This is a genomic window from Streptomyces sp. NPDC127108, from assembly GCF_042677545.1.
Classification (GTDB): Bacteria; Actinomycetota; Actinomycetes; order Streptomycetales; family Streptomycetaceae; genus Streptomyces.
In genome coordinates this window covers 126124-137798 of sequence record NZ_JBHXTE010000027.1, presented here as the reverse complement: position 1 = coordinate 137798, position 11675 = coordinate 126124, and the positions used below count along the sequence as shown (strand labels likewise).

General features: G+C 68.7%; 12 protein-coding genes. 1 reads left to right on the top strand and 11 read right to left on the bottom strand.

All coding sequences use genetic code 11. The annotated features are described in order from the left end of the window. Positions 1-2576 (bottom strand): helix-turn-helix domain-containing protein (locus ACFVHO_RS23700; protein ID WP_385717958.1); only part of this gene is annotated, 2576 nt, incomplete at its 3' end. A 502-nt stretch (positions 2577-3078) separates the two neighbouring features. On the opposite strand from ACFVHO_RS23700, the gene ACFVHO_RS23695 reads away from it, so the two are divergent. Beyond that, the gene (locus ACFVHO_RS23695) at positions 3079-3522 is read left to right on the top strand and encodes a DUF2690 domain-containing protein (protein WP_385717955.1); all 444 of its coding nucleotides are present in this window, start codon (positions 3079-3081) and stop codon (positions 3520-3522) included. 385 nt (positions 3523-3907) lie between these two features. Here the strand turns inward: ACFVHO_RS23695 and ACFVHO_RS23690 are convergent, their stop codons facing one another. The 10 genes from ACFVHO_RS23690 to ACFVHO_RS23645 form a co-directional block, all read right to left on the bottom strand. Next, entirely contained in the window at positions 3908-4453 is a 546-nt protein-coding gene (locus tag ACFVHO_RS23690) for a hypothetical protein (RefSeq protein ID WP_385717952.1), read from the bottom strand. A 178-nt stretch (positions 4454-4631) separates the two neighbouring features. Next, on the bottom strand, positions 4632-5201 hold the full coding sequence (locus tag ACFVHO_RS23685) for an AAA family ATPase (RefSeq protein WP_385717980.1): 570 nt from the start codon (positions 5199-5201) through the stop codon (positions 4632-4634). Between the two features lie 23 nt (positions 5202-5224). Next, positions 5225-5827, bottom strand: coding sequence for an exonuclease domain-containing protein (locus ACFVHO_RS23680; RefSeq protein ID WP_385717949.1), 603 nt, complete (start codon positions 5825-5827; stop codon positions 5225-5227). Between the two features lie 23 nt (positions 5828-5850). Further along, positions 5851-7002 carry a radical SAM protein gene (locus ACFVHO_RS23675; protein WP_385717947.1) on the bottom strand — a complete coding sequence of 384 codons (1152 nt, stop codon included), beginning with the start codon at positions 7000-7002 and terminating at the stop codon, positions 5851-5853. A 29-nt stretch (positions 7003-7031) separates the two neighbouring features. Continuing rightward, the gene (locus ACFVHO_RS23670; protein ID WP_385717944.1) at positions 7032-8066 is read right to left on the bottom strand and encodes a nucleoside-diphosphate kinase; all 1035 of its coding nucleotides are present in this window, start codon (positions 8064-8066) and stop codon (positions 7032-7034) included. Further along, the gene (locus tag ACFVHO_RS23665) at positions 8063-9079 is read right to left on the bottom strand and encodes a thymidylate synthase (RefSeq protein WP_385717941.1); all 1017 of its coding nucleotides are present in this window, start codon (positions 9077-9079) and stop codon (positions 8063-8065) included. Before ACFVHO_RS23665 ends, ACFVHO_RS23670 begins: the two co-directional genes overlap by 4 nt. 247 nt (positions 9080-9326) lie before the next feature. Further along, entirely contained in the window at positions 9327-10211 is an 885-nt protein-coding gene (locus tag ACFVHO_RS23660) for a hypothetical protein (protein WP_385717938.1), read from the bottom strand. A 143-nt stretch (positions 10212-10354) separates the two neighbouring features. Then, the gene (locus ACFVHO_RS23655) at positions 10355-10750 is read right to left on the bottom strand and encodes a hypothetical protein (protein ID WP_385717936.1); all 396 of its coding nucleotides are present in this window, start codon (positions 10748-10750) and stop codon (positions 10355-10357) included. After that, complete coding sequence (locus tag ACFVHO_RS23650) at positions 10734-11081, bottom strand: hypothetical protein (protein WP_385717933.1); 348 nt, start codon at positions 11079-11081, stop codon at positions 10734-10736. Before ACFVHO_RS23650 ends, ACFVHO_RS23655 begins: the two co-directional genes overlap by 17 nt. A gap of 12 nt (positions 11082-11093) precedes the next feature. Next, positions 11094-11660 carry a hypothetical protein gene (locus ACFVHO_RS23645; protein WP_385717930.1) on the bottom strand — a complete coding sequence of 189 codons (567 nt, stop codon included), beginning with the start codon at positions 11658-11660 and terminating at the stop codon, positions 11094-11096. Positions 11661-11675 lie beyond the last annotated feature (15 nt).

The window sequence follows — 11675 nt, the reverse complement described above, 5'->3', positions numbered from 1 at the left end:
GAGCGGTCGCTGCCGCCGGTCGCCAGAGTGCGTCCATCCGCACTGAACACCACCGCCGTGACTGAGCCCGTGTGATCAGTGAGGATACGGCGGCTCTTGTCCGAAGCCATATCCCATAGCCGCACCGCACCGTTGTCCTCGCCGCCGGTGGCTAGGGTGCGCCCGTCGGGGCTGAAGGCCACCGCCGTGTACGGGGCGGCGCGGGTACGCAGGGTGCGGAGGGGTTTGCCGGTGGCGGTGTCCCACAACCGCACCGAACGGCCCACGCTGCTGGTGGCCAGGGTGCGTCCATCCGGACTGAACACCACCGCCTCGACGTTGTTGGTGTGAGCGGTGATGGTGTGGCGGAGTCTGCCAGTTGCCACGTCCCACAGGCTCACCGAGCCATCGCCGCTGCCGACGGCGATGGCTCGTCCGTTCGGAGTGAACGCGATGCGGGCGACAGGGTCGTCACGGCCGGACAGGGTGCGGCGGAGTGTGCCGTTGGCCGCGTCCCACAGGCGTACCGTCCCGTCCTCGGCGCCGGTGGCCAGGGTATGGCTGTCCGGGCTGAACACCACCGTCACGTCGGGTTCATCGAGTTCGGCGAGGGTGTGGCGGATCTTGCCGGACGCCACGTCCCGTAGCTGCACGGCCTGGCTGTCAGTGACGGAGGCCAGGGTGAGTCCGTCCGGGCTGAGCACGTGGGCGGAGCCGGAGAGGCGGTATTTAAGAGGGAGGTCTGCGGCAGCGTAGAGGCTCGCGGTCGCCTCGGTGGTCGGTGCGGTTCGGTAGGCATGGATGGCGAGCAGCGAGGCCAGGTCGGAGTTGGTGTCCAGGAGTGCGGATGACTGTGCGGCGAGCTGCCGGGAAACGGCCGTCTGCTGTGCGGCCACCGCGCGGGTACGTTGCTGGTTGCTGGTGCGGCTCTGATGCCAGGCCACAAGCCCTGCGGCCACGGCGAGGACCAGCAGGAGCGAGAGCGCCGCGGTCAGGCGGCGCAGCCTGCGGGTGATGCGGTCGGCGGCGTGCGCCTCCCGGTCGCGGGCAGTGGTGCTGGCCGTGAGGAACTCGCGTTCCACGTCGTTGAGATCGGGGTGGTCGTGAGCCTGGGGGAAGTACTCGTGGGCGGTGGCCAGGCGGGTTCCACGGTAGAGGGCCCCGGGGTCGTGGCCGAGTTCCTGCCATGCCTGAGCGGCCTCGGTGAGCCGTCGATGGCATCGCAGACGTTCCCGGTCCTCGTCGATCCATCCGCGGAGGCGGGGCCAGCCGATGATGAGGGCTTCGTGGGCGAGGTCCACTGTGCCGTTGTCGAGGGTGATCAGGCGGGCGCGGGCCAACCGGTCCAGGACCTGGTTGACGTCTCCGCTGTCCTCGGCGAGGTCGAGTTCCGGGCGCGGTGCGGGGCGGCGGGTGTCCGGGACGCCTTCGCCGGGGGTGATGAGGCGGAGCAGGAGCAGTCGGGCCAGGTCCGCCTGTGTGGAGGTGAGTTGGGCGTGGATGGTCTCGGCGGTCTGGGCGATCGCTCCGTGCAGGCCGCCCGCTGCCTCGTACGCTGCCACGGTCAGGGTGCGGCCGCGGCTGCGGCGCCAGGTCTCCAGGAGCACGTGGGACAGCAACGGTAGCCCGCCCGGCTCCCCTGCCGCCTCTTCCGTCAGCCGGGTGGTCAGAGCGCGTTCCACGATCAGTCCGCGCGCCTGTGCCGGTTTGATGATCACCGCGCGTAGCGCGTCGGCGTCCATGGGCCCCACCGGCACAGTGGACTCCCGTATGGCTGTTGCCAGTTCAGGATGGCTCAGGCAGTGGCCGTAGAAGTCGGCGCGCACGCCCAGGACGACACGCAGTCGGCTTCCAGGCTCGGTGGCGGCCAGCAGGCGGGCGATGAAGCCAGCCCGCTCATCTGGGTCGTGGCAGAGGGTGAAGACTTCCTCGAATTGATCGACAACCAGCCAGGTATCACCCTGGCCCGGAGCAGGCACGCACACGGCGTCGTGAGTGCGCAGCGGATGCTCGCCCGGGCTGAGGATCCGGAGCGCCGCGGGCCGGTTGGGCCCTTGCAGGCTGCGCAGGCGGGGAGCCAGGCCTGCCCGGAGCAGGGACGACTTGCCGCTGCCGGACGGCCCGAAGAGCGCAACAACACGGTGCTCCGTCACGGCACGGGCCAGCGCATTGGCCACCTCGTCCCGGCCGAAGAAGAGCTCTTCATCGCCCACGTCGAATCGGGTCAGGCCGCGGTAGGGAGCAGAAACGGTCTCGTCCACCAGCGGAGTGCTCGCCCGGGCCCGCTCCGTGACGGCTTCCCGCCAGCGCGCCTGCCACTCCTCTTCGTCGCCACCACACGCCCGCACGTAGGCCAGGGCCACCGAAAGGGAAGGTAGCTGCTCCCCGCCAGCTGCTCTCGACAGGGTGGAGACCGAGACCTCCACCTGTCGGGCCATCTGCCGATAGGTGATCCCGCCCGCTTTCTGGCGCAGCTCGCGCAGCTCCCCCGCGAACCTCTGTACCGGCCCCTGCTCCGGATCGATGTCCGACTCCGGACGCCCCACGTCCCGCCCCCGCTCGCTGTGTTCCGTACGCCGTGCGTCCCAGCGCCTCATCCGAACACGCCGAAGCAGTGAGCAGAAGCAGCTATCCAGTCATGCCACTCCCGTGACCTGCTTTGTTTCACGCCCAGGACCGTGCTGTGCAACAACCTCCGCCCTGTTGAACTCGATTCCGCACCACCCAGCGGGCGCAGAGCAGGCGCCCGTCACGCCACGCTCACGCGACGGCGCCTCAGCGCCCGTTGTTCCACCGCCTGCCCCTGCCTCACAGCACCCGCAGCCGGGTGCCCTCGGACACAGTTCACACCGCATGGAGGGACAACTATGGAACGCGCCCCGCCGGGCCGCCGGCGATCCAAAACACGCGCGGCAACCGGCCGTGACAGCCCGTGGTTGAGGCGAGAGCTCGCCCCGGCTGCTGGCGCCGCGCCGGCTTGTGTACCCCAGCATCCGCCGCCCCGAGCGAGGGCGCGGCTGCATCCTCCTGATCCGCGCTCACCGGGCCGGTCAGGGCTCACCAAGAACATATGCACCAGACGATGGGAGAGAACCGCTGATGATGACGTCGCAGATGCGAGCGGGCCGGGCCAGGAGGGCCTTCATAGCGCTGGGATTGACGGGGGCCTGCGTAGGGCTGACCCTGGGCGGAACTGCGTCCGCCTCCGCCGAGGCTGCCCCGACGGCGGACGCCGCCAGCGCGTGCAACTACAACAACCCGATCACCGCGAAGCGCGCGAAGGTGGACTCGATCAACATCGAGCTGCGCTATAGCACTTCGACCCGCTGCGCCTGGGGACGGATAACCAACGCACGGGTCGGCGACGCTGTCTGGACGGATCGTTCCTACGACGGTGGAAGGACCTGGGAGAAGCACCCCGAGGTAAAGGTCAGGACCGGGACGGACACGTTCACCGACCCGCGCTACGACGGCGGACACCTCATGCGTGCCTGCGCCTGGAACCACGCTACGGGACACCGGAAGTGCACTGACTGGTTCTGAGCCCGGTGATGGCCTCCTGGGCTCTGTGGCCTCGGTTGCCAGTCGGCTCGCGCTGATGACCGGGAAGTTCACTGGTCGGCTCGTGGTGCTGGTTGGAACTGACCTATCCGACCAGTGTGGGGCGCCGCGGATGACGCAACCGGCCTCGGTTAGTGGGCTGACGTAGCAGGAAGGCACCGGCGGGGGAACATGGGCTCAACCGGGTGGGATTTCCGGGGAAGTCCATCCGTCGGTGCCTTCGCCGTGCCTTCGCCGACGCAGTGGGCCTCGAGCTTGACGCCGGGGAACTCCCCGGCCCCAGCTCCAAGACCTTCTGGTCAGGCTCGACCTTCCAGCTGTCCAGCACCATGGCGGCGGACGCGGCGTTGAGGGTTGGCCGTGGCGCTTAGTTAGGAGCTATCGGCTGTGAGGTTCTGGGGCACTCGAAGAGGTCGGGAGGCGGGGAGGGAAGGACAACGCCCCCCTCGATGTACCCCGTCTCACCGGTGGCGAGTGCCTGGAGACCGACGAGGACGCGTAGCCGCCCCGGCTCCGGAAGGTCGTCGACGATGCGCAGGGTGGGTAGCACGCGTACAACCGCCCGCGGGTCGTGGTAAGTGAGCTGCCCGGCGTCGCTCTTGGTCATCGGTGCAGTAGCCAAGACGTGGGTGATGACCTTCCTGCGGCGCATCTGTACCCAGGCCAGGGCGGCGCGCCGCAGGAGGGGGCAGCCGTCCTCCGGGCCGTGCAGAACATTCAGGGCGGCCTGCTCGGGAGTCTGATAGTCGTGCACGGGTCCGGTGGGGAGCATGATGCTGCCGAGGAGGTCGGCGACGACCAGCGCGTCCGTACCTATCGGAATGAGGAGGGAAACTCCGATGATCGGCGGCCGCCAGTTCTCATATGGGGCTGTCGTCCGCTCATGCGCGGGGTTGATACCGGTGATGGGCATGACTGCTGTACTCGTTCGCATCAGACATCGCCTGCCGCGGCGGCAACGATCTGGTCAAGGTGGCGAGGTCGGCTCGTGCTCGGAATCGGAGCGACGTGAGGGCCGTGAGCTCGAAGCCAGCGCAGCGGAGTGCGGACTCCGTGCTCGTGGGTCAGTGAGCCGGCCGGTGGCGTGAGGCTCATAGGACGGCCCCCCGAAGGCATAGTTCCAGGGCACGCTCGACGGCGCGGCTCTGGCCGTCGTGGTCGCTGGTGACCCGATGGTGCGGAATCGCGTCGTCGGTGAGGAGCTGGTGTACGTGGCGGTCCACCAGGCGTCGGTATCGGGCGTCGTAGGTGTGGCTCTCGTCGACGGGCACGGACTCGTCGAGCACGGTGGCCAGGAGCAGGTCGTACTTCGGCAACTGGGTTGCCACGAGGAGTCGCAGACGCTCGCTTTCCAGTCGGTCGAGGTGTTCTCCGCGGTATTCGAGCGCCGCGTGGAGGTAGGCGAGGGCGTCCAGGGGAGCGCGGTCGGCGAGGACGACTTCCGCGTCAGCGGTCGTCGCGGCGGCGATCTCGTCGGCGATGCCCTGGGCAGTGATCCACTCGGTGGATGCTGCGGTGTGCTGGGTCATCTTCGGTAGGCCGATACCAGCGGCTCGTTTGGCGATGCGGCCTGTGCGGGCCACTGCCACGCCGTGAGCCCGCAACTGGGTCTCTATCCGCTTCAGCAGTGTCGTCTTGCCGGTCGAATGGGTTCCGAGCACCCCTATGTGCACGAGCTTGGAGGTCACCACAGGGTTGGGTCCTTTTCTGGTTCCGGGGCGCCGGGCAGACCGGGCGGCACGGCCGCGGCGACGAGTTGGTCCCAGGTGTCGTAGCGGGCGGCCATGCCGAGGAGGAGCTGGGCCGTGGCGTAGGCGTCGAACGTGGCACGGTGACGCTGGGCGGGAGCCGCGCTCAGGTCCGGCTTCACGTGCTTGATCAGGGCGTCGAGGGAGTACTTCGCGAGGCCCGGATAGGTGGCCTTCGCCAGCCGGAGCGTGTCGATCACTCCGGCTGGCCGCCACCGCGGCAGGTGTGCGCTGAGGACCTTGTAGTCCACGTGCGCGTTGTGGGCGCAGACCCACGCGGTGCCCAGGAGAGCGTGGACCTGATCGGCGATCTCCCCCCAGCCCGGCTCGTTCTCCAGCCGCTCGTTGGTCAGGCCGTGGATGTTCGCGGCGAAGGGCGTGACGGGGCGGTGCGGCTTGGTCAGCCACGCGCCCGCCGTGCTCTTGTCCGGGTGTCCGCCGCGTACGGGGAGGGCGGCGACTTCGACGAGGTCAGGCGGGTTGGTTCCGTTGCCCTCGACGTCGACGACGAGCAGCGGGGGCCAGGAGGAGAAGTTCATGCGGCTGTGGTTCCGTTCCCCGCCTACCAGCCGATGGGAGCGCGGCCGTGCTGGCGGCGGTGGTGGGGCTTGTCGCGGTCGTGGCACTGGTATCCGAAGCCGTGCTGGAGGTAGTACCGCGGCGGCTCGTCCAGTCCCTCGACGACGATGGCACGGTCGGTGACCTCGATCGGTCCGGTGGCGCCGAGCCGTCGCGCTTCTTGGGTGACATTCGTCAGGCCCGGTTTGACCCACGCTGCCTGGCACTTGGCGATCTGCTCGGGCGGGCAGATGTCGCACAGCTCCCGGATGCCGTAGTGCCCGTTGTAGTCGGCCTCTCCGTGGGCGTAGGCCACGCCGCAAGAGGTCTTGCGGAACAAGGCGCCCCAGGAACCGTCCTGTTCGAAGGCGTCGAGTATTCGCTGTTCGGCCGCCTCCGGCAGGATCTTTCGCCGGGCAGTCTCCTCGTAGGGCATCGGAAGACCGTGAGCCTCGTAGTACGCGGCGATCTCCTCGCGGAAGAACAGCCCGGTGAAGACGGTGGCGTGCGCGTGATGCGACAGTTCCCGGGCCCGCGCGATGTCCGTGTCGCGGTCGTTGAGACCGGGCACGATCGGCCGCCAGTACAGGACGGTGCGATATCGCTCGGCGCGCTCGTACAGGGTGCGCAGGCTCGTCGCTGCGATGGTGGAGTCCACCGGCTCGATGGCCGGATCCGCGATGCCGGAGTGAGTGACCAGGACGGTCAGGCGCAGATGGCGGAAGTTGTTGAGGACGGCGCAGTCCTCGGGAGTCACCCTCCAGCGCGTGATGATCAGCACGTGGTTGGTCAGGCCCCGCTCGTCCAGCTGCCGCAGCACGTTGAACAGGTGGGGTTTCACGACGGGCAGCATCGGGTCGGTGGCACGGTTCAGGAGCTGGAGGGGCGTTTTGTGGGCACGGAAGTACGGGTGCCCCAGGAGCTGGATGACGGCCTCCTCGTCGCTCATCAGACGGCGGGGGACCTTCATCTCGAAGTTGTCGAAGAGGTGCCGGACGCAGTACCCGCACTCCAGCGGGCACCCGATGATCCAGTTCAGCGAGAGCCCCGACTTGCGGTACTCGATCACGTCGGCGAGCGCGGGCTGGAGGCCGCCGACCGCTTCGGGGGACAGGATCGGCAGGGCACGGCGGGGTGCTGTGTCGGGGGCGGTCATGGAGCCCTCCAAAGGGCGGGTGAGGGGAGTCATGTGTCGGCGGGCATGGTCTGGAGCGGGACGGGAGGCGATAGGAGTTCGCTGTTTCGGGCGCCGAACCAGGTGCCGAAGTCGCGGCGTGCGGCGTCCGGGTCGTCTGAGGTGTGGACCAGGTTCCGTACGAGGCGCTGCTCGGCGATGGCGGCCTCCAGGCTGTCGTCGCCCAGGTCGCGGCGGATGGTGCCGGGAGCGGCGTGGCGGGGGTCGAAGTGCCCGAGGAGCTGCCGCAGGCGGTCGTGGATGCCTGACTCGCCGTGTGCGAGTGCCACAGCGACAGGCTGGTTGGCGAAGACTGCGTCGAGGCACGCGGGGATGTCCCGGTCGGGGAAATGGTCAGCGTCCACGAGCAGGTCCCAGTAGTGGACGTGGGCCTGCCATGCCTGCGCCGTGATGGGGCGTCGGTCGGTGACGGTGAAGTTCGCGATGCTGATGCGATTGAGGACGGCATCCACCAGGCCGCGCTCGACCGCGTCGGGCTTGCACAGGATGACGGAGCACCGCTCGAAGTCGGGAGTCGGTGGGTTCCTGGCCCCGAACCAGGTGCCGAAGTCACGGCGCGCGGCGTCCGGGTCGTCTGAGGTGTGGACCAGGTTCCGCACGAGCCGGTCCTCCGCGTGTGCGGCGGCCAGGCTGTCGTCGCTGAGGTCGCGACGGATCGTGCCGGGGGCGGCGCGGGTGGGATCGGTGTGGCCAAGAAGCCGCCGCAGGCGGGAGTGGATCTCCGGCTTGCCGTGCGCGAGGGCAACCACGACAGGCCGGTTGGCGAACGCGGCATCCAGGTGGTGAGCGCGTACCTGCGGAGCTGCTCCGGTGCCCGCGAGCAGGTCCCGGTAGGCGACATGTACTTGCCACGGTCGCGCGATCAGATCGCGTCGGTCGGTGACGGTGAAGCCCGCGTCGGTGATCCGCCGGAGGATGTCGTCCACCAGACCGCGTTCGACAGCGTCGGGCTTGCACAGGATGACTGCCCAGCGTGCGAAGTCGACGCCGTTCACGACCGCGCCGCCGCACGGTTTCTGGCTCACTGCTTGCCCCCAGCGGCCGTGCAGGCCGGCCAGCGGTGTCCGAGGAGCCAGCGCAAGCCTGGGTTCAGCGCATCCAGTACGTCTTGGTGGACGGCCTTGGTCTTGTCGTGCACGACCTGTCGGTAGACCTCGAAGAGCAGCAGCGCCTGCTGCCAGTACGGGTCGATGCCCAGGCCTGCGATGTCCGCCGCTTCGTACTGCACCTTGTTCGCGCGGAGCAGTTCCTCGTGCTCGAGGACCTGCGTGATGGTCGCGGACGTGGTCCGCGGCGGCATCGCGGGGAACGGGAAGTCTTGCGGGCCCAGGCGCGCGTCCGCTTCGGCGAGCACCTTCGTGACGCGTGCGGCATTGCGGTCGTTGACGTGCGCGGATCCGATGAAGTGCGTGTACGACCCCAGCTCCAAGCCGAGCCGCACAGCTGCGTACTCCTGGATCATCGTGAAGCTGAAGACGTCGGACAACAGGCCGCAGTCCAGGTCGTTGGCCCGCATGTGGCACACCATGTGCAGGCGCCCGCCGCGCACGAGCAGATGCAGCCCAGTCAGACATGCCACATCGAGGTTGTTCTTCACGGCGAGCTCGGCGGCGGAGAACACCGGAAGGAAGCCACGCTTGCTGTCCTTCTCGGTACCCAAGAGCTCCAGGACCCGCTCGAAGGGGGACCTGTGGTCGCCCTTGGCCGGGTTGAACAGCGTGTGGCCATAGGCGGACCCGCCAAGGGCGACGCCGTCCGCGGAGTTGAAGCGCATCGACGGCGCGTAGTAGCCGATCATCTCCAGGTCGCGGCGCCCGGCCAGGTACCAGAGCGCCTCCGCGAACTGGAACACGGGGTTGGCCTTGCGAGATGCCAGATACGGGAGCCTCTGGCGGGGATCGGCCAGGCGAAAGCCGACACCGATCACCTCGCGGGCGTCGTTGCCGCGCGCTTCGATGCGCTGCTCGGTGTCGGATACCAGGCGGAGCAGGGCTAAGTAAGCCTCCTCCACGCCGCGGTACGACGGCGCAGTGAGCATGACTGTCTCCGATCGGAGGAGCCGCTGTTGCGGCTCGTGACATGGACTTGGCGCTCTCTGCACTCCCTCGCGCGGACTCGGCCGCGCGGGGGGAGGCACTGTGCTGGGGGTCGCCGATCCTGAATGCCGGGCTTACGAGGAAGGCGCAGCGCCCGGGCGGCGACCTGAGCCGTGTCCTAGGGGCGCGGCCGTGCGCTCGCTCCGACCCACCAGCGGCGGGCGCACGGCGGGCAGAAGAACCACCAGATCACGCGTTCTCCTGAACCGACTCCAGAGAGGGGACGCCCTGGTCCAGGCGCCGGGCCCACCTGGTGACGTCCTTGATCTCCCGGACGTCCGGGGCAAGCGTGAAGTCGGACCAGACCCGGTTCAAGCTGGCCACACCCAGCAATTCGATGGCGCGCGTGACCCAGCGCAGGCCCTCCTCGTAGACCTCGGGGGACACGGCAGGATGCGCCGCCGCGCTCTCTGGATCCCTCATGCGCTCGATGAACTCGCGCATCATGGCCAGGAATTCGGGGGTCTCCCGCCCGCTGGGACCCAGCTCGACCGCGTGCCCGAGCACGCGCTCGGTGACACGTTGGTCGACCCACTCGGCATGACCGTGGAGCAAATGGGCCACGGCGACTTCACTGAGGCCGCGGAGATCGGGCCGACCGGTGTTGTAGGCGATGACCACCTGTCCAGAGCTCGCATGGTGCTGTGCGACGTGAGCGAATTCGTGCGCGAGTGCCTTGACGATCACGTCGGACCCGAATCCGGCATGGTGGAGGGACTCGGGGGCGATGAGGACCTGCGGCGCACCCTCGGCATTGGTGACGGTGGCCGCGCCGCCGCCCATCCAGGACCGGCGCAGCTCGGCCTCCTCGACCTCCAGGCGGTCGTGGAGCACACGAGCGGCCTCGCTGGACAAGGCGAGCTGTGTCACGTCCAGGGCGAAGACGCGGCGCCGCTCGTTCATCGTGGCGGCGATGAAGTCCTCGTGGCCGACGACGCGCACGATGGGCATGTGGCCGAGCGAGAGCCCGGTCACTTCCTCCACGATCGGCGCCACCGTCGCGGCGATCGGGCCGATCTGCTCAGTGAGCTCCGGATGCAGGTCGGTCTCCTGGCGGATGTAGCAGGTGGTCACGTGGCCGTTTCCTTCGGGTAGTTGGGATCTGCGTGGGCCGCATGCGGCAGCACCACGGCCGCCCCGTGCTTCGGGTGCGGGGGCGGAAGTTCTGTCAGGTGTCGGCTTTCGTGACGGCGGTCAGAGCGACCGTCGTGCGAGGCCTATCGACCCGTGTAGGCGAGGGTCGCTGCCGCCCTGGTGACCTGGGCGAGCTGCTGGAGATAGGCGTGAGCCTGCTCGGCGTTCGGGGCGATAGGCAGCCGCTTGATGAGTGCGTGGCCTTCCCGGATCAACCCCATCGCCATCTCCATGGGCTCCGCCTCCCAACACTCGACGGCGTCCTGGCAGGCGGTCAGGAGCGGCGGCAACTCAGCGACGAGCGACTTCGTCTGGTCCGCGACGCTGGGGTGCGGCGATGCACTGCCGCCGAAAAGGATGTCGTCTGTGCCCGGCGGCGGAGGCGTGGTGAGCGCGCACTCCACCGTGAGGCGGATGGTGGCAAAGTCGACAGTGCCTGTCTCGTGTTGGATGGGCGTGTGCTCAGTGTTCGGGGCCATGAGGTGCTGCTTCCTGCTGGGCCACGTCGAGCAGGTCTTGGGCGGCGTGGGCGAGGGTGAGGGTGTACTGCCACAGCTCGTAGTGAGTGGTGTGCGCACAGGGCTGGGCTCGGGGCCGGACGAGTTCTTGGGCACGTCGATGCGCGGGGTGTTCTCGCGAGGCTTCTGCCAGAAGCATCAGCACGTCGGCGGTGAGCGCGGCCACGTGCATGACGAGGGTGGGCCGCGGTGGCATCGCCACGCCGGGACAGGTCGCCTCGGTGATCGTCTGCTCGATCGAGGCGACGTTCACGCGGTCGGTCAGCAGCGGGACTTCAGACGAGGCAGTCACGACAGGCCCGCCTCACGATGCTCTCAGTTCGGCCGCGAGAAGCACTTCGTGAGGCACCGGCGAGGGCTGGAAGGCATCCAGGAAGTCCCGCAGCGGCGCCGGAGGCACAAGCCGGTCGCTCTGGAACGGCCTCAACCAGAACGCCCCGGGCGGATCCACCTGAGGGATCGGCGGCAAGACGATCCGGTAGGGCTGCCCGAGGCAGGCCCCGTACTGATGCGGCGCCCACCGCGCGCTGGAGCCAGGAGGCACGAGCCAGTACAGCCACGACCTCACCGGATCCTCGATGACGGGCCCGCAGCCATCGATCTGCACCTCGTCCATAAGCCGGACGATCGTCCGGGCGGCGTCTCCACTCGCAGTGGTCACGACGTCGAACAGGGCCCCGCCCAGCGGCAGGCATGTCGATCGGTTGCCCTGGAGATCCATCAAGTTCCGTACGCGAGTGGCGAGGTCGCTCATGTCGGAGGCGACCTCCTCGCGGCTGATGCACTCAGTGCGAGGAGTGAAGGCGACTGCGCCGGCAGGCGGAACCGCGTGGGCCGGGTCGACGACGCGTTGGGGCAATGCCGCGGTCATGACGCCACCCCCGGC